Origin of the sequence: Variovorax glacialis, from assembly GCF_051216375.1 — a bacterium.
Classification (GTDB): domain Bacteria; phylum Pseudomonadota; class Gammaproteobacteria; order Burkholderiales; family Burkholderiaceae_C; genus Variovorax.
This window is the reverse complement of the sequence record NZ_JBPJZT010000001.1, coordinates 248,332-266,075: the sequence shown is the minus strand read 5'-3', so window position 1 is coordinate 266,075 and position 17,744 is coordinate 248,332. Positions and strand designations below refer to the sequence as shown.

Genomic DNA, 17,744 nt, shown 5'->3' with positions numbered 1-17,744 from the left:
CTTGCAAGAGTCGCGCCCGTCAGTTTCCTTGGGAAGGCTGAACCATCGGGAGCCTCGGCCATTCGGTGTGTTGGCAATGGATGGAGCATCGCACATACTCGCGCCTCGCTTGGGAGAACCCCCACCATGGCAACACCCATCGGCATCCGAGCCCACCTGGCAGTGCCAGTGATGATGGCGACGATGCAATTCGCGCAACCGGCAATCGCGACGGACATTGCCGGTTCCGGCTCGACCTTCGTCTATCCGGTCATGCTGAAATGGGCTGCGGGGTACCACACCAAGACTGACGTCAAGGTCAACTACCAGGCCATCGGATCCGGGCGCGGCATCCAGCAGGTCAAGGCGGGACAGGTGGCCTTCGGCGCGTCCGACAAGCCGCTGACCCCGGATGAACTGAAGGCGGCCGACCTGATGCAGTTCCCCATCGTGATCGGCGGCGTGGTGCCGGTCGTGAACCTCGACGGGATCAAGCCCGGGGGCCTCAAATTCACGGGCGAGCTGCTGGCCGACATCTATCTCGGCAAGGTGACCAACTGGAACGACGAGGCGATCGCCGCCCTGAATCCCGACCTCAAGTTGCCGAATCTCAAGATCACGGCCATGCATCGACTGGATTCCTCGGGCACCACCTTCAATTTCGTCAACTATCTCTCCAAGGTGAGCGAGACGTGGAAGACGCAGGTCGGCGAGGGAACGATGGTCAAGTGGCCCGGCGGCGCCGGCGGCAGCGGCAACGACGGCGTTGCCCGCTACGTCAACTACGTGAAGGGATCGATCGGCTACGTCGAACTCGCCTATGCGCTCGAACACAAGATGACGTGGCCCATGCTCAGGAACAAGAACGGATCGTTCGTCGGTCCGACGCCCGAAAGTTTCGAGGCCGCCGCGGCCAGCGCCAGCTGGACGACGCCGGACTTCTACGAACTGCTGACCGATGCACCCGGCGAACAGTCCTGGCCGATCACTGCCACGACCTTCGCATTGATGCCGCGAAGGGCCCGGGACTCGGGGCAAACGGAGGAAGGGTTGCGCTTCTTCAAATGGTCCCTGGAGCAGGGCAAGGCCGATGCGCGGGGGCTCAACTATGTGCCCCTGCCGGACACCCTGGTTCGGCAGATCGAGACGTACTGGGACCAGTCCAGCAAGTAGGCGCGGCCACGAAGAGAACCTTAGTTCTCCTCTCCCAATTTCCCATTTCGGGCCGTGCGTTGCTGGGGCGCAAATCGCGCCGCCTTTCGCTGAAAGATGTGAAACCGGAGATGGCTGTCACACCGGGGAGACACACCCGGTTGCGCATCAACAGGACCTAGGGCTTGCCCGCATCTATCGTCTTCCTCGACCGGCTTCGGCTGAGGCTCTCTCATCAACGTCAACAAGTGAGGAGATTTTCATGTTCGACCGTCGCACTCTCGCGGCTTGCTGTGTGCTGGCCATTCCCTTTGGCGCCTGTCTTGCGCAGACCACTTTCGCGCCGGAACAGTACTACGACAACCGCTGGTACATCACGCCCTACGGCGCCTATATCCATCCTGACAGTGACCGCAACGCCGACAACGGCTGGGGTGGAGGCGCAGCCATCGGCAAGCCGATCAGCCCCAACTGGAACCTCGAGCTGCGTCTCCAGTACGAAGAGCTCGATGGCAAGTTCGGCACCAATTTCGGCGTGTTCAACAGCACCAACAAGTACAAGAACTGGAGCGGCTCGCTGGACGCACAGTGGTTCTTCCTGGGCCGCGAGGGGGTCAACCGCTGGACATCGAGCAACGTGCATCCCTATCTCGTGGGCGGCATCGGCGCGATCGACAACAAGATCGAGAGGACGTTCGGCATCAACGACAGCCACACGAGTTTCATGGCCAACGCGGGCGTGGGCATCGTCTGGCCGTTCTCCTCCTGGGGCCGCATGGTCGCCGACGCACGCTACCGCTACGTCGACAACGCCACCAACAGCTTCACCGGCAACCGGCAGAACATGAACGACTGGGTGTTCTCGGTCGGCCTGCAGATTCCCTTCGGGCCTGCGCCTCAGGTCGCACGGCCTGCGCCGCCGCCGGCCCCGCCCGCGGCCATGCCACCGCCGCCACCGCCACCACCCCCGGCGGCGCGCAACTTCGAGCTGAAGGCCGACGGCACGTTCGCGTTCGCCAAGTCGGACCTGACACCGACCGGCCGCGCCCGCATCGACAGCACGCTGACGGAACTCAAGGCCTCCGGCATCCGGTTGCGGGCGATCTCCATCGTCGGGCACACCGATCCGATCGGCACCGACGCGTTCAACCAGCGCCTGTCGCTGGCGCGGGCCAACTCCGTGCGCGACTACCTGGTCAGCCAGGGAGTGCCGGCCAACATCATCACGACCGAGGGCCGCAGCTTCTCGCAACTCAAGGTCACCGAAGCCGACTGCAGGGCCCAGGGCAAGGCCAGGACGCGCACGGCGCTCATCGCCTGCTACGAGCCGAACCGGCGCGTGGAAATCCGCGCCACGGGCGAGCAGCCGGGTTAGGACGCCGGGGACCGACCGGTCCCTCGCTACATCACCGTGGCGTGCGGATGCGTCGGGTGCGCCAGCGTGTCCGCGATCAGCCGCAGCGCGTGATCGCACTCGTCGCGCGACATCGGTCCACCGAGGCAGATGCGCACGGCCTCCGGCGGCATGCCGTCGGTCGAGAACGCCGCGCTCGCGACCACGCCCACGTTGCGCGTTCGCAGGAAGGAGGCGAACTCGACCATGCTCCAGGCCGACGACAGCGGCAGCCAGAGATGAAAGCAGTCGCTGGGCGCGATCACGCCGTGCTGGCCGAGGTGCTTGATCGCCAGCACCTGCCGTGCATTCGATTCGTTGCGCACGGCCTGCAGCATCGCTTCGGCGGTGCCGTCCTCGACCCAGAGCGTGGACAGCGCACTGGTGATCGGCGACGCCATCACGGTGGTGGCACGCAACGCGCCGGCCAGGCGCTGTGACTGTCGCGCGCTCGGCGAGCGCACGTACGCATTGCGCAGGCCGGCGCCCAGCGTCTTCGAGAAGCCGGTGATGTAGTAGGTCAGGTCGGGCGCCATCGTGGCGATCGCCGGCGGCAACTGGCGCGGCAGCAAGCCGTAGGCATCGTCCTCGATGATCGGAATGGCGAAGCGCAGCGCGATGTCCGCCAGCGCCTCGCGCCGTGCGCGCGAGATCGTGGCAGTGGTCGGGTTGTTGAGCGTCGGGTTGATGTAGAGCGCCTTCGGCTTGAGCGTCTTGCAGGCGTGCTCGAACGACTCGCCCATCGGACCCTCCTCGTCGAGCGGCAGCGCATGCAACTGGATGCCGAGCTGCGTGGCAATCGCCTTGACGCCGGGATAGGTGAGCGCCTCGACGCAGATCAGCTCGCCCGGCCGCGCGAGCTGCGAGAACAGCGCGGCCAGCACGCTGTGGATGCCGGGGCACACGAGCAACTGGTCGATGCCGCAGTTGGGGATGCGCGGACGCAGCCATTGCATCGCGGCTTCGCGGTCGCGCTGGGAGCCACCGAAATCCTGGTAGCGCAGCAGGTCGTACAGGTCGGTCTCGGCCATCACGCGCGTGGCGCTTTCCTTCATGCGGTCGAGCAGCGCGGCGTCCCGTGGCTCGGGCGGCAGGTTCATCGTCATCTCGGCGGTGCCGCCGCCGCGCAGCGGCAAGGCGGGGCTCGTGCCGCGGATGAAGGTGCCAGTGCCGGCACGCGAATCGATCAGGCCACGCTTGCGCGCTTCCGCGTAACCGCGCGCGACCGTCGTGTAGTTCAGGCGCAAGTCGGCGGCCAGGTCGCGCAGGGTCGGCAGCTTGTCTCGCGCCGTCATGCGGCCGGTGCGGATGTCCTCGGCCAGCAGATCGGCCAGCAACAGGTAGGCCGGTCGATCGCTCGTTTCGAGCCGCTTCTGCCAGCGCTGGGTGTTCTTGTCCATGGTGAGTTGATTGCATCCATTGATTGCATCGATGGCCATGGATGGACGCATGAAGCATGCCGGCCCCTGCGATCGCCGATGCATGGATCGCGTGCACGAATGACCATTGATCGGGTGCATTGATTGCATCGAAGGCGCGCCATTCAAGTGCGAAAGCAGGCTTTCAGGAAGCCCGGCGAGCGCTCTAACGCGGGCTGCAAACTTTTTCGACCTCCCGCAGGCCATGCGCACGGCGATTGATCGCGCATTGATTGCATCGCGGCCCGTCGCGGGTGGCACATCGCATGCGAATGAGAAGGGGCGCGCAACACCATCCATTCAACTTTTTCACGCGGAGTCCTTCCATGCCCACCGTCACCAAACCCAAGAATGCCCCCGGCGACTTCCTCGTCGACTACGAAGAGAAAGTCTTCGAGGACGTGAAGGCCGAGCCCGGCGAGAAAGCGCTGGTCACCTTCCACACGGTCGCGTTCGAAGGGTCGATCGGCTTCGTCAACCTGCTGCAGGCCACCCGGCTCAAGCGCAAGGGCTTCGACACGACGATCCTGCTCTACGGCCCCGGCGTCACGCTGGGCGTCCAGCGTGGCTTCCCGACGCTCGGCGACGAGGCCTTCCCGGGCCACCAGAACTTCAACAAGCAGATCGTCAAGTTCATGGAGGAGGGCGGCAAGGTCTATGCCTGCCGCTTCGCACTCCAGGCGCTGTACGGGCATGGCGAAGGCGCGCTGATCGAGGGCATCCGCCCGATCAGCCCGCTCGACGTGCTCGACATCGTGCTGCTGCATCGCAAGGCCAACGCCTTCATCCTCGACACCTGGACGCTGTGAGGCGAGGGCGGCCATGACTTCCCAACGCATCGTCCGCGCCGCCGCGGTGCAGATCGCACCGGACTTCGAGGCGCCCGACGGCACGCTGAACCGCGTCTGCGAGGCCATCGACGAGGCCGCCGGCAAGGGCGCGCAGATCGTGGTCTTCCCCGAGACCTTCGTGCCCTACTACCCGTACTTCTCCTTCGTGCAGCCGCCGGTGCTGCAGGGGCCGGCCCACATCCGGCTGATGGAGCGCGCGGTCGTGGTGCCGGGGCCGGTGACGCTGGCGGTCGCCGAGCGGGCGCGCGCGCGCGGCGTGGTCGTCGTGCTGGGCGTCAACGAGCGTGACCATGGCAGCCTCTACAACACGCAACTGGTCTTCGACGCCGACGGAGCGCTGGTGCTCAAGCGCCGCAAGATCACGCCGACCTATCACGAGCGCATGGTCTGGGGCCAGGGCGACGGCGCGGGCCTCAAGGTGGTCGAGACGCAGGTCGGGCGTGTGGGCGCGCTGGCCTGCTGGGAGCACTACAACCCGCTCGCGCGCTACAGCCTCATGGCCCAGCACGAGGAGATCCACTGCGCGCAGTTCCCGGGCTCGCTGGTGGGCCCGATCTTCGCCGAGCAGATGGAGGTGACCATCCGTCATCACGCGCTGGAGTCGGGCTGCTTCGTCATCAATGCCACCGGCTGGCTGACCGATGCGCAGATCGCCGCGATCACGCCCGATGCGGGCCTGCAGAAGGCGCTGCGCGGCGGTTGCCACACGGCGATCGTCTCGCCCGAGGGAAGGCATCTCGCGCCGCCGCTGACCGAGGGCGAAGGCATGGTCATCGCCGACCTCGACATGGCGCTCATCACCAAGCGCAAGCGAATGATGGATTCGGTCGGGCACTACGCGCGCCCCGAACTGCTGAGCCTTGCCATCAACGACCGACCGGCCACCACCACGCTGCAGATGCCCGCAGTGCCCAGCGCCCTCGCTTTTTCCACCCCCGACCCCGAGAGCCTTCGCCATGAACACCACGGAAATCCCAACGAGCCGGCAACTGATGACCGAGTTGCAGTCCTTCGGGTTGCGGCTGGTTGACCCTTCGGCGGGCGCTTCGAGCCGTCGCGGCGGGGCCGGTCCGTCGGACCACAAGGCCGTCACGGTCGACGGGCACACGATCATGGTGCCGGTCCACACCTCCACGGCCTGGAGTTCGCCCTTCACCGCCGAGGCGCCCGATGCGCTGGGCGTGAGCCGCGTGATGCGCGGCAGCATTCCGATCGCGAACATCAGCTTTCCGAAGCAGCCTCGCTTCTACCGCATGCAGACCTTCGATGGCGTGCCCTATTCGCACATTGCGACGCTGCATGGCGCCGACGTGCTCGCGACCACGGTGCTGCAGACCTGCATCCGCTACGAGAGCCGGCGCAAGAGCTGCAAGTTCTGCGCGATCGGGCAGTCGCTCGCGGCCGGCCGCACCATCGCGCGCAAGACGCCCGAGCAACTCGCCGAGGTGGCGCGTGCGGCCGTGCTGCTCGACGGCGTGAAGCACATGGTGATGACGACCGGCACGCCCAACGCCACCGACCGGGGCGCCGCGATCCTGTGCGAGAGCGCCTTCGCAATCAAGGCGGCCGTCGACATCCCGATCCAGGGCCAGTGCGAGCCGCCTGATGACGACCAGTGGTTCCACCGCATGCATGCGGCCGGCATCGACACGCTGGGCATGCACCTCGAAGTGGTCACGCCGGCGCTGCGCGAACGCCTCATGCCGGGCAAGGCTGCGGTGCCGATCTCGCGCTACATGAGCGCCTTCGAGGCAGCCGTCGGCGTGTTCGGACGCGGCCAGGTCAGCACCTACATCCTGGCGGGTCTCGGCGACAGCCGCGAGGCGATCCTCGAGATCTGCGACCGCCTGCTCGCGCTCGGCGTCTATCCCTTCGTCGTGCCCTTCGTGCCAATCAGCGGCACGCCGCTGGAGGACCATCCCGCGCCATCGCCCGAGTTCATGAAGTCCATCCTGCAGCCGCTCGGGCAGCGCGTGTCGGCGGCGAACCTGCGGTCGAGCGACATCAAGGCCGGCTGCGGCAAGTGCGGCGCCTGCTCATCGCTGTCCGTCTACGAATCGTGAAGGAGAGCGCGTCATGAGCTGCATCGATGATGTCGTCGAGCCGGTGGTCGCCTATGCGCCGGTCGAGTTCCTGGTGCGCGAAGCGGTCCAGCAATGGGAGCGCGACGAGGCCTTCGCGCTGCGGCGCGCGGTGTTCTGCATCGAGCAGGGCATCTTTGCCGGCGATGACCGTGACGCGATCGACGACCGGTCGCAGCTGCTGGTCGCGATGTCCTGCATCGGCGGCATGCCCGACCAGGTGGTGGGCACCGTGCGCACCCACGAGCCCGAACCGGGCCTGTGGTGGGGCTCGCGGCTGGCGGTGCATCCGGCCTTTCGCAGCCAGGGGCACCTGGGCGCGACGCTGATCCGGCTGGCGGTGACGCGCGCGCATGCGCAGGGCTGCAGGACCTTTCTCGCGCACGTGCAATCGCAGAACGTGCCGCTGTTCCACAAGCTGCACTGGCGCAGTCTTGCGGAGCTGTCGATCCACGGCCGGCCGCATACCGAGATGCAGGCGGACCTGGCCTTCTATCCACCGTGCCACGACGCCGCGAGCGGTTTCGTCTCGCGGGCAAGGAGAGCGGCGTGACCTTGTCCGACATCGCAACGGCGCTGCGCGAGAGCCGCGGTTTCGCCCACAAGCGCGACATCAGCGGCGTGGTCGCGGCGCTCGGCCATTCGCTGCCCGGCGGCTCGGCAGCACTCGCGCAGGCGGTGCCGGTCGGCGACGACTGTGCTGCGATCCCGGACGGGCAGGGCGGCTACCTGCTGTTCGCCATCGAGGGCCTGGTGGAGGACTTCATCGAACGCATGCCGCGCTTCGCCGGCTACTCGGGCGTGATGGTCAACGTCAGCGACATCTACGCGATGGGCGGTCGCCCGACGGCGGTGGTCGATGCGATCTGGAGCGACGGCATGCAGCATGCCGACCAGATGCTCGCCGGCATGGCGGATGCCGCCGCGCGGTACGGCGTGCCGATCGTCGGCGGCCACAGCAACCAGCGCAGCCTGCGGCCGCAACTGGCGGTGGCGATCCTCGGGCGGGCGCGCAAGCTGCTGACGAGCTTCTCCGCGCGCCCTGGCGACCTGCTGCTGATGGCGGTCGACTTGCGCGGTGTCTACCGGGACCCCTTTCCGTTCTGGGATGCGTCGAGCACGGCACCCGGTGCGCGCCTGAGGGCCGACCTCGAAGTGCTGCCGGCGCTGGCCGAGGCGGGCCTCTGCGATGCCGCCAAGGACATCAGCATGGCCGGCGCGATCGGGACGGCCCTGATGCTCCTGGAGTGCTCGCAGGTGGGGGCAACGATCGACCTCGATGCGATCCCGCGGCCGGAGGGCGCGCCGCTTGTGCGATGGCTCGGCGCCTTCCCGAGCTTCGGCTTCATCCTCAGCGTGCGCCCGGACAAGCTGGGCGAGGTGCTCACGCGCTTCGCCGCGCGCGACATCGCCTGCCAGGTGATCGGCAAGGTCGATGATTCGAGGACGCTCACGCTGAGCCAGGGCCGCGAGCGCGAGATGCTGTGGGACCTGCGCCGTGATGCGTTCATCCGCGAGGCTGCCGAAGCGCAGGTGATCCATGCATGAGTGCGACCACCGACCGCTGCGCATCGGCCTTCTGACCCATTCGGTGAACCCGCGTGGCGGCGTGGTCCACACGCTGGAACTGGCGCATGCGCTGCACGACGCCGGCCACGAAGTCACGGTCATGGCGCCCGCCGCGCAGGGTCAGCGCTTCTTCCGTCCGGTGCGTTGCGGCACGCACCTCGTCCCTGTTCAGGCCTCGCCGCGCGACATGATCGAGATGGTGGCTTCGCGCATCGCGGCCTTTCGCGCGTCGATCGGCAGCCTGCTCCAGCGCGACCGCTTCGATGTGCTGCACGCGCAGGACCCGATCGGCGCCAATGCCCTGGCCGACCTGCAGGCCGGCGGGTTCATCGACGGGTTCGTCCGCACCGTGCACCACCTGGAGGTCTTCGAGGCCGCGCAACTCATGCAATGGCAGTCGCGCGGCTTTCGCAGCGCGCGGCAGGTCTTCTGCGTCAGCCAGATGTGGCGGGATCGGCTCTCGGACGAGCACGGTGTGAGTGCATCCGAAGTGGCCAACGGCATCGACCGCGAACGCTTCAGCCCGACAGCCGTTGCGGCAGATGTCGCGGTGGCGCAGCGCTTGGGCTTGCGCGATGGCGCGCCGATCGTGCTCGCGGTCGGCGGTGTCGAGGAGCGCAAGAACACGCTTCGGCTGCTGGAGGCCTTCGTGCAACTCCGCAAGGCGATGCCCGCGGCGCAACTGGTCATCGCCGGCGGCGCGAGCCTGCTCGACCATGCGCGTTACCACGTCGCGTTCGCAGCGACGGCAGAGGCCAGCGGCCTCGCCATCGGACCGGGCCAGCCGATCGTGCTGACCGGGCCGCTGCCCGATGCCGACATCCCCGCGCTCTACCGACTGGCCGACGTGGTGGCGATGCCTTCGCTCAACGAAGGCTTCGGCCTCGTCGTCCTGGAGGCCCTGGCCAGCGGCGTGCCGGTCGTGGCGTCGCGCATCGCGCCGTTCACGGAGTATCTGGAAGAGGGCGATGTGCACTGGGCCGATCCGCTGGATGCCGGCGCCATTGCCAATGCCTTGTTGGCGGCCGTGACGCAGCGCGAGCCGACGCGCGTCGCAGCTTCTGCCGCCCGCCTCTGCGCGCGCTTCAGCTGGTCCGCCAGCGCCGCGCGCCATGTCCAGCTCTACCGCGAGGGACTTCGTGCCGCCGCCGCGCGTGCCGATGCCCTTGCCACCCACTGAGGAACCGCGATGCCCGTCATGCATTTCCACGTCCGCTGGCCGGACGACAGCGAAACCCGCTGCTATTCGCCGTCGCTGGTCGTGCGCGACTTCCTCGTTCCCGGCGAGCGCTATGCGCTGGCCGACTTCGTGGGGCGCGCGCGCGAGGCGCTCGGCATCGCCTCCGAGCGCGTGCGCGCCAAGTACGGATTCGCCTGCTCGCAGGCGATGGATCAGCTTTCGGAGATCGAGCAGATCGCGAGCCGATTCGACGCCAAGCCCGACGCGCAGGTCGTGATCCTGCGCTTCGACGGACCCACCTGACTCCTGAAAGCCTCCCATCATGACCACCCGACCCACCCACTACAGCGTCGTCATCGTCGGCGGCGGCCAGTCCGGCCTGTCGCTGAGCCATTGCCTGCAGCAGCGAGGCATCGACCATCTCGTGATCGAGAAGCGCACGCTGGTCCACAGCTGGCGCAGCCAGCGCTGGGACTCCTTCTGCCTGGTCACGCCCAACTGGCAGTGCAACCTGCCCGGCTGGTCGTACACCGGCAACGATCCGCACGGCTTCATGGTCAAGGACGAGATCAACGCATGGCTGGCCGGCTTCGTCGAGCAGGTGCAGGCGCCTGCGATCGACGGCGTGACCGTCGAGAAGGTGTCCCGTGCCGGTGAAGGGGATCACTACACGATCGACACCAGCGCGGGACGCTACACGGCGGACCAGGTGGTCGTGGCGTCGGGGGGCTATCACAAGCCGGTCGTGCCGCGCATGGCCGAGCGGCTGCCCGCGGGCATCGTGCAATACCACTCGGCCCAGTACCGCAACCCGGCGCAACTGCCGGACGGTGCGGTGCTGGTCGTTGGCTGTGGCCAGTCCGGTGCCCAGATCGCCGAGGACCTGCATCTGGCCGGTCGCAAGGTCTACCTCGCCACCGGCAACGCGCCGCGCTGCGCGCGCTTCTACCGCGGCAAGGATGTGGTCGACTGGCTCGCCGACATGAACTACTACGACATGCCGGTCACGGCGCACCCGCTGCGCGAGGGTGTTCGCGACAACACGAACCACTACGTCACCGGTCGCGACGGCGGCCGCGACATCGACCTGCGCCGCTTCGCCGTCGAAGGCATGGCGCTTTTCGGCCAGATGACCGGGCTGGACGGGGACACGCTGCAGTTCCAGCCCAACCTGCGCGCGAACCTCGACCACGCGGACCAGATCTACAACGGCATCAACGCCTCGATCGACAAGTTCATCGCGGCCAACGGCATCGATGCGCCGGCGGCGAGCATCTACGAGCCGGTGTGGGAGCCGCAGGAGGAGCGCAGCACGCTGAGCCTGCGTGCCTCGGGCATCACGGGCGTCGTGTGGTGCATCGGCTTCCTGCCGGATTTCGCGTGGATCGATGCGCCCGTCTTCAACGGCCGCGGCGATCCGGTGCACTTGCGCGGGGTGACGGGTGTGCCCGGGCTCTACTTCCTCGGGCTTCCGTGGCTGCACACCTGGGGCTCCGGACGCTTCTCGGGCGTCGCGCGCGATGCGGAGTTTCTGGCGGAGCGGATCGACGAATTGCGTGGCGGCCTGCTGCCCACCGGCTTGCAGGCCGTGCACGCGGCGTCCGCCTCCTAGTCGTCAGAGATAGCGCTGGCTCCAGGCCGCGATCAGGTTGGCGACATAGATGGCGTCGTCCTTTCGACTCAGCAGGTGATCGGCGTTGTCGAGCGAGATGAAGCTCTTCGGATGCCTGGCCGCCAGGTAGATGCCCGTCGCGTTCGAGATGTCCACCGTCGTGTCGGACGGTGAGTGCATCACCAGGAGCGCCTTGCGCAGGGCGCCGACCTTCTCTTCCAGCTTGTGCGCCGCAACGTCGACCAGAAAGTCGCGCCGGATGCGGAAGGGCCGGCCCGCCAACTGGACTTCGGCCTCGCCCTGCGACTGGATCGTGTCGAGGCTTTGGCGAAACAGTCCGGTCACGTGAGAGGGATCGCTGGGCGCGCACAAGGTCACCACGGCGCGCGCCTCGGGGATCTGCGAAGCGGAAGCCAGCACGGCAGCGCCGCCGAGGCTGTGACCGATCAGCATGCGAGGGGCTTCATGCTCCTGGCGCAGATAGTCCGCGGCAGCGACCAGGTCGGCAATGTTGGAGGAGAAATTGGTGTTCGCGAACTCCCCCTCGCTCGCACCGAGGCCGGTGAAGTCGAAGCGCAGGACCCCGATGCCGTGTTCGGTCAAGGTCTGGGCGATGCGGCTCGCGGCGAAGATGTCCTTGCCGCAGGTGAAGCAGTGCGCAAACAGCGCATAGGCGCGGACCGCCCCGTCCGGGACGTCCATCCGCGCTGCGAGGCGTTGACCTTCGGCGCCAGGGAAATCCGCTCGCTGTACTTTCATCGGTCCCGCTCGAAGTTGCGGCGACGATGTTGCGCGCCGGGCCATCGAGGCGTCAAGCAGGGATCAGGCCGGCGCGCCAACGCGGTGGGCCGCTTCGGGAAAGCGCGGAGGCCAAAAGGAAACCAAAGTACTCATTTGAAAATATACTGGAGCCCGTCCTTCAGACGGGGAGAAAAACATGCGGGCCCTGGTTTCCATCGTGGTCGGAATCGCGTTGTTTGTCGGCTGTCTCGCCGCCTGGTGGTTCTATTGGCCGGTCTGGAAAGTCGAGGCGCATGTGCGGGAGAAGCTCCCCGCAGGCGCGGCGACGTTCTCGGGGGTCAAGTACAACCGTTCGACCGGCGCCGGTTGCGGCTTCGTCAACGCCGGAAGCATTGCCGGCGGGGTCCAGGGCACGACCCACTTCATCCTGCTACCGGACGGCAGCCTGAAATTCGACCCGACCGACCGCGTGACGGGATCCACGCTCCAGCAACTGGAGGCGATCCGGAAGCATTCGGACTATCTGGCGCTGGTCTACGCACGTTGCGCCTGACTCCGGCAGGGGCGAATCGGGCGCGATCCCGAAGTTCACACAAGATACAGAAAGCGAACCGGAATCGCCGGGGCGCCGGGAACGCGTCGGACGCGCGCCGGTCCAACGGACAAAATGGGAGGTCGGTTGCAAGTGCGCCGGTTCCCGATCGGCGCGTCTCCAGAGCCATTCGAGTGGACCACCCCTCGCATGGCTCTCTTTTTTTGCCTCGCCCCTTGCAACCATCGTATTCTGAGTCATAACTCCAGGCCGACCGAGGCCCGTTCTCATGAGCAAGACCAGTGCGTGGGCGCAGCAAGAAAACCCGGACGTCGAAGCCGAGGTGCCGGACTTCCTGCGCGGCGGCGGTGAAATGGGCGCGCTGATGCGTGCACACGACTGGTCTGGCACGGCCCTCGGCGCGCTGCATTCGTGGCCGCAGTCTCTGCGCACCGTCGTGCGGCTGATGCTCAACACCGGACACCCGATGTACATCTGGTGGGGTCCCGAGCGGGCCTGTCTCTACAACGATGCCTACCGCCATTCGATCGGCCCGGAGCGCCACCCGGGATCGCTCGGACGCCCGGCGCGCGAGGTGTGGGCGGAGATCTGGGACATCATCAATCCGCAGATCGAGCAGGTCATGTCGGGGGGCGGCGCGACCTGGCATATCGACCAGCTGGTTCCCATCACCCGATACGGGCACGTGGAGGACGTGTACTGGACGTACAGCTACAGCCCGATCGACGATGAAAGCGCCCCTGGCGGCATCGGCGGGGTGCTGGTGGTGTGCACCGAGACCACGCAACAGGTGCTGACCGCGCGTCAGCTCGCCGATGAGCGCAACCAGCTGGCCCAGCTGTTCGACCAGTCGCCTACCTTCATGGCACTGCTGCGCGGGGCCGAGCACCGTTTCGAGCTCGCGAATCCGGCCTATCTGGCCCTCGTGGGCGGGCGGCCCGTGCTTGGCAGGACGGTGGCCGAAGCCTTGCCGGAAGCGGTCGAGCAAGGCTACGTCGAGTTGCTGGACCAGGTGTTCGCCACCGGAGAGGCCTTCGTGGCCAACGGCGCCCGGTTCGAGACACGCCAGACATCGGACCATCCGGCGGTCGATCGCTTCGTCGACTTCGTGTACCAGCCCCTCAAGGATGCCGAGGGCCAGGTCACCAGCATCTTCGTCAATGGGGTGGACGTCACCGAGCGGGCCCTGGCCGAGCAGGCCATGAGCGAGAGCGAGGCGAGATTCCGCTCGGCCCTGCAAGCGGGCCGGATGGGCTCCTGGGAGACCGACTACCAGTCCATGACCCGCCACTGGACGGCCGAAGGCATGGCGCTGTTCGGCCTCGCGCTGCCGGAGGGCCGCGGGCAGGTCGGCGGCGCGCAGGACGAGTACGTGGCCACGATGCACCCCGAAGACCGGCACCTTGCCGGGCACTTTCGGAAGCTCGCCGACCGACAGGATTCATTTGGCGCCGACTATCGCATCGTGCGCTCCGACGGCACGCTGCTGTGGCTGTCCGGCCGGGGCCTGGTGGTGGCGCGCGGTCCTGACGGGCGGGCGCAACGGCTCATCAGCATCATGGCCGATGCGACCGAGCGCAAGCAGGCCGAGGCGCAGTTGCGCATCGAGCACGAGCGGCTGGAACTGGCACTGAACGTCGGCCGCATGGGCGCCTACGACATGAACCTCCGCAACGGCGAGTTGTGGTGGTCGGCCCAGACCTACCAGATCTTCGGCGTCAGCCCGGACAGCTTCGTGCCGACGCCGCAAAGCGTGCTGGACCTGCTCCACCCCGACGAACGGGAGGCCTTTCTCCGGCTTCGCGACGAGGCGATCGCCGAGGGCCGGCCCTTCGTGCACGAGTTCCGCATCGTGCGTCCGGACGGGACCGAAGCCTGGGTGGCCCATCGGGGTCAGGCGGAGTACGACGCCGAAGGCCGGGTGCTGCGCAATTTCGGCATCACGATGGATATCAGCGAGCGCAAGCAATCCGAAGTGCTGCTGCGCGAGGCGGACCGCAAGAAGGACCGCTTCATTGCCGTGCTGGCCCACGAATTGCGCAATCCGTTGGCGGCGATCGCCAATGCGCTCGAGGTGCTGCGCCGATCCGGCCCGGCCGCGCCGAAAGCCGCCTGGTGCCAGGACATCATCGCGCGCCAGGTCAAGCAGATGACCCATCTGCTCGATGACCTGCTCGACGCGTCCAGGCTCAGCCGCGGCCAGCTTCGCCTGCGTCCCAAGGTCCTCGACCTCGCGACGGCGATCGAGCACGCGATGGAGATCGCGGCGCCGCACGTCGAGGCTGCTCATCACACCCTGAACGTTTCGATGCCTGGGCAGGCGCTCGAACTGGAAGGCGACCTGACGCGGCTCGCACAGATCTTCTCGAACATCCTGATCAACGCGGCCAAGTACACACCGCCGCACGGCACCTTGTCGCTGGCTTGCGTGCGTGAGGGCGCGCAGGCGGTGGTGACGATCACGGACAACGGCATCGGCATCGAGACGCAGCACATGCCGCAGATCTTCGAGATGTTCGGCCAGGTGGAATCGGCTTCCAACCGCTCGCAGGGCGGCCAAGGCATCGGGCTTGCGCTGGCCAAGGGCCTGGTCGAGATGCACGGTGGCAGCATCCTCGTGCGCAGCGAAGGCCTGGGCCGGGGCAGCAGCTTCGAGGTGCGGCTGCCGCTGCTGGCCGCGCGTCGGGCGCCGCCGCCTTCAAGTCCTTCGGAAACCGTACCGGTGGTGCGCCAGGACGCACGCCGTGTGCTGATCGTCGACGACCTTCAGGATGCGGCCGACAGCCTCGCCGAGGCCTTGCGCGCCGAGGGCCACGCGGTCGATGTCGCCTACGACGGCGAGCAGGCGTTGCGCCTGGCCGAATCCGTGCGGCCGGAGGTCGTGCTGCTGGACCTTGGCATGCCGAAGATGGACGGATTCGAGGTCTGCCGGCGCCTGCGCGCGACGGACTGGGGTTTTCGTCCCCTCGTCGTCGCGCAGACCGGCTGGGGCCAGAAGCACGACCGCGAGCGCACGCGCGACGCGGGCTTCGACCATCACGTCGTCAAGCCCGTTGCGCTCGATGATGTGCTGGCGCTGCTACGGCGGGTCGAGCGCTAGCGAACGCGCCCGGTTTGCCTCAGAGCGCGAGCTCGTTGCTGCGGGCCGCTGCGCGCGCTTCGGCGCGAACGCTCGCGCGGTCGACCGTGCTGGCCAGGATCGGAGCGACTGTTGCCGAGGCGCCTTCCGCATACGGGTCCGCACTGTGGGCCGCCACGACGGCTTGCGAACGCACGCTGGAGCGATCGACCACGCTGGCGGTCACCTGCGGCACGCCGGCCGAAGCGCCTTCCGCGTACGGGTTTTCGCTGCGAGCCGCGACGACGGCTTGCGACTTGATGTCCGCACGGTTGTTGGCCGACACCGGCGCGTGGACGCCGTCATAGGTTTCGGCGTGGACGCCGGCCGCAGCAATGATCGCGAGGGCGAAACCGGAGAGAAGCTTGGATGCGGTGTTCATGGTGATTTCCTTCAAATGATTTGGACGAAGTCGAACCGGTCTTGGGTGGGTCACCGCCGTCTTGGCGGCCACCTCGCTCGGTGCCCTGTTCACCCAGATCAGCTTGTCGGCTGGCCTGTGGGACGAAGTTTGCGGGGAAAACCTGGTGAAAACCCGTAGTCCTTTGAACCGCGGTTTTTCTGTGGCGGAAACAATTGTGGGCGGGCATTCTGATGGGCGTGTGAGGGCAGCGAGTGGGTGGGCTGCGGATGGCGATGTGGCTGTGACACAAATGTGCTACATTCCGGTCAAGACACTCACTAGATCCAGGAAGCCCATGTCCACGACCACGATCCGGATGGACGATGCCCTGAAGGCGCGCATCGCCGCTGCTGCCGACCGAGCCGGAAAGTCCTCACACGCCTTTATCCTGGATGCGCTGTCCGAGACGGTGGAGCGCGTCGAGACGGATCACGAGTTGCATCGAATTGCCGACGAGCGGTGGGTCGCATTGAAGCGGACCGGCAAATCGGTGGCCTGGTCGGACGCGAAGGAATACTTGCAGGCCCGAGCGAGCGGCAAGAAAGCGCGTCGGCCCACAGCCCGACAGCCGGCGCCTTGATCGGGTCATGGCTCGAGTCGAGCTTGCGCCCGAAGTTCTTGATGATCTTGACCGCTTCCTGGAGCACATGACGCAGTTCGACGCGGTGGACATCGCGAAGCGTGTCGAAGAAGTCATCGAGGCTATCCAGGTCCTCGCCCACAGTCCTCGAATCGGCAGGCCGGTCAAAGAGGGCAAACGGGAATTGGTGATCGGCAAGGGCGTGCGGGGCTGTGTCGCGTTGTATCGCTACCTGGCCGAAATCGATACGGTTTTTGTATTGGCAGTTCGCGCGCAACGAGAGTCTGGTTTCAAGCATTGATCGATTCGCCGCGCGGACGCTCGCTTGGCGCGTCCGTCATTCCAATTCGACCCACGCCGGCGCATGGTCGCTCGCGCCTTCCAGTCCGCGCACCGCGCGATCGACACCGGCCAGCCGCATCCGTCGGCTCGCAGACGGGCTCAACAGCAGATGGTCGATGCGCATGCCGGCGTCGCGCGGCCATCGGTTGCGAAGGTAGCTCCAGAACGTGTAGGCCGGCTTTGTCGGGAACTGGCGCTGCAATGCGTCGACCCAGCCAGCATCGAGGAGTTGCTGGTATGCCGCTCTCGGTGCCGGCTGCAACAGTGCGTTGTCCTTGAAAGATCGGGTGGCATAGATGTCGGCGTCCGTCGGCACCACGTTGTAGTCGCCGGCGAGCACGACCGGATGCCCCGAGGAAAGCAGCGAGCCGGCGTGCCGGTCGAACCTGTCGAACCAATCGAGCTTGTAGTCGAACTTGGGGCCGGGCTGGGGGTTGCCGTTCGGCATGTACAGGGAGGCGATCACCAGGCCGTGCACGGCAGCTTCCAGGTATCGCGCCTGTCGGTCATCAGGTCCGCCGGGCAGACGTCGGCGGATCTCGATGGGTGCCACGCCCTTGCCCAGAATGGCGACTCCGTTCCAGCTTTTCTGGCCGTGGACCAACGCCTCATAGCCCATCTCCCGGATCGCATCGAAGGGGAACTCGGCCTCGGTGCACTTGAGTTCCTGCAGGCACACCACATCCGCGGCCGTGACATCGAGCCACGCACGCAGGGGCCCGATGCGCTTGCGCACATCGTTGATGTTGTAGGTGGCGATCCTCATCGTGTG

Annotated in this window: 18 protein-coding genes; 14 read left to right on the top strand and 4 right to left on the bottom strand. The window is 66.9% G+C overall.

What is annotated here, in order from left to right; all coding sequences use genetic code 11:
* Window positions 1–126 precede the first annotated feature (126 nt).
* The gene (gene pstS, locus ACSFBL_RS01270; RefSeq protein ID WP_435513919.1) at window positions 127–1,152 is read left to right on the top strand and encodes a phosphate ABC transporter substrate-binding protein PstS; all 1,026 of its coding nucleotides are present in this window, start codon (window positions 127–129) and stop codon (window positions 1,150–1,152) included.
* A gap of 241 nt (window positions 1,153–1,393) precedes the next feature.
* Complete coding sequence (locus tag ACSFBL_RS01265) at window positions 1,394–2,506, top strand: OmpA family protein (RefSeq protein WP_435513918.1); 1,113 nt, start codon at window positions 1,394–1,396, stop codon at window positions 2,504–2,506.
* Between the two features lie 26 nt (window positions 2,507–2,532).
* Here ACSFBL_RS01265 and ACSFBL_RS01260 read toward each other — a convergent pair whose 3' ends face one another.
* Window positions 2,533–3,924: an aminotransferase-like domain-containing protein gene (locus ACSFBL_RS01260; protein WP_435514512.1), complete on the bottom strand. Its 1,392-nt coding sequence runs from the start codon at window positions 3,922–3,924 to the stop codon at window positions 2,533–2,535.
* A 344-nt stretch (window positions 3,925–4,268) separates the two neighbouring features.
* Between ACSFBL_RS01260 and ACSFBL_RS01255 the strand changes: the two genes are divergently transcribed.
* Genes ACSFBL_RS01255 through ACSFBL_RS01220 form a run of 8 tightly spaced genes read left to right on the top strand, consistent with a single transcriptional unit; the run spans window position 4,269 to window position 11,235 of the window.
* Window positions 4,269–4,751, top strand: coding sequence for an MSMEG_0572/Sll0783 family nitrogen starvation response protein (locus ACSFBL_RS01255; protein WP_435513917.1), 483 nt, complete (start codon window positions 4,269–4,271; stop codon window positions 4,749–4,751).
* A 13-nt stretch (window positions 4,752–4,764) separates the two neighbouring features.
* Entirely contained in the window at window positions 4,765–5,823 is a 1,059-nt protein-coding gene (locus tag ACSFBL_RS01250) for a Nit6803 family nitrilase (protein WP_435513916.1), read from the top strand.
* Complete coding sequence (locus ACSFBL_RS01245; protein WP_435514511.1) at window positions 5,786–6,856, top strand: MSMEG_0568 family radical SAM protein; 1,071 nt, start codon at window positions 5,786–5,788, stop codon at window positions 6,854–6,856. Before ACSFBL_RS01250 ends, ACSFBL_RS01245 begins: the two co-directional genes overlap by 38 nt.
* 13 nt (window positions 6,857–6,869) lie before the next feature.
* Window positions 6,870–7,427, top strand: a complete 558-nt coding sequence (locus ACSFBL_RS01240) for an MSMEG_0567/Sll0786 family nitrogen starvation N-acetyltransferase (RefSeq protein ID WP_435513915.1) — start codon at window positions 6,870–6,872, stop codon at window positions 7,425–7,427.
* The gene (locus ACSFBL_RS01235; RefSeq protein ID WP_435513914.1) at window positions 7,424–8,422 is read left to right on the top strand and encodes a sll0787 family AIR synthase-like protein; all 999 of its coding nucleotides are present in this window, start codon (window positions 7,424–7,426) and stop codon (window positions 8,420–8,422) included. Before ACSFBL_RS01240 ends, ACSFBL_RS01235 begins: the two co-directional genes overlap by 4 nt.
* Window positions 8,415–9,623 carry an MSMEG_0565 family glycosyltransferase gene (locus ACSFBL_RS01230; RefSeq protein ID WP_435513913.1) on the top strand — a complete coding sequence of 403 codons (1,209 nt, stop codon included), beginning with the start codon at window positions 8,415–8,417 and terminating at the stop codon, window positions 9,621–9,623. The genes ACSFBL_RS01235 and ACSFBL_RS01230 overlap by 8 nt, the downstream gene beginning before the upstream one ends.
* A gap of 9 nt (window positions 9,624–9,632) precedes the next feature.
* Complete coding sequence (locus ACSFBL_RS01225; RefSeq protein WP_435513912.1) at window positions 9,633–9,926, top strand: MSMEG_0570 family nitrogen starvation response protein; 294 nt, start codon at window positions 9,633–9,635, stop codon at window positions 9,924–9,926.
* A gap of 19 nt (window positions 9,927–9,945) precedes the next feature.
* Complete coding sequence (locus ACSFBL_RS01220; protein WP_435513911.1) at window positions 9,946–11,235, top strand: MSMEG_0569 family flavin-dependent oxidoreductase; 1,290 nt, start codon at window positions 9,946–9,948, stop codon at window positions 11,233–11,235.
* Window positions 11,236–11,238: 3 nt separating this feature from the next.
* On the opposite strand, the gene ACSFBL_RS01215 is transcribed toward ACSFBL_RS01220, so the two are convergent.
* A complete protein-coding gene (locus ACSFBL_RS01215; protein WP_435513910.1) occupies window positions 11,239–11,994 on the bottom strand; it encodes an alpha/beta hydrolase family protein in 756 nt (251 codons plus the stop codon).
* A 178-nt stretch (window positions 11,995–12,172) separates the two neighbouring features.
* On the opposite strand from ACSFBL_RS01215, the gene ACSFBL_RS01210 reads away from it, so the two are divergent.
* A complete protein-coding gene (locus tag ACSFBL_RS01210) occupies window positions 12,173–12,529 on the top strand; it encodes a hypothetical protein (protein WP_435513909.1) in 357 nt (118 codons plus the stop codon).
* A 268-nt stretch (window positions 12,530–12,797) separates the two neighbouring features.
* Window positions 12,798–15,629, top strand: a complete 2,832-nt coding sequence (locus tag ACSFBL_RS01205) for a hybrid sensor histidine kinase/response regulator (RefSeq protein WP_435513908.1) — start codon at window positions 12,798–12,800, stop codon at window positions 15,627–15,629.
* A 19-nt stretch (window positions 15,630–15,648) separates the two neighbouring features.
* Here ACSFBL_RS01205 and ACSFBL_RS01200 read toward each other — a convergent pair whose 3' ends face one another.
* On the bottom strand, window positions 15,649–16,029 hold the full coding sequence (locus ACSFBL_RS01200) for a helicase SNF2 (protein WP_435513907.1): 381 nt from the start codon (window positions 16,027–16,029) through the stop codon (window positions 15,649–15,651).
* Window positions 16,030–16,345: 316 nt separating this feature from the next.
* Here ACSFBL_RS01200 and ACSFBL_RS01195 point away from each other — a divergent pair, with 316 nt between their 5' ends.
* Entirely contained in the window at window positions 16,346–16,630 is a 285-nt protein-coding gene (locus ACSFBL_RS01195) for a ribbon-helix-helix protein, CopG family (RefSeq protein ID WP_435513906.1), read from the top strand.
* Window positions 16,631–16,637: 7 nt separating this feature from the next.
* On the top strand, window positions 16,638–16,931 hold the full coding sequence (locus tag ACSFBL_RS01190) for a type II toxin-antitoxin system RelE/ParE family toxin (protein ID WP_435513905.1): 294 nt from the start codon (window positions 16,638–16,640) through the stop codon (window positions 16,929–16,931).
* Between the two features lie 36 nt (window positions 16,932–16,967).
* On the opposite strand, the gene ACSFBL_RS01185 is transcribed toward ACSFBL_RS01190, so the two are convergent.
* Window positions 16,968–17,738 (bottom strand): exodeoxyribonuclease III, encoded by a 771-nt coding sequence (locus ACSFBL_RS01185; protein ID WP_435513904.1) that lies wholly within the window; start codon window positions 17,736–17,738, stop codon window positions 16,968–16,970.
* Window positions 17,739–17,744: the final 6 nt, after the last annotated feature.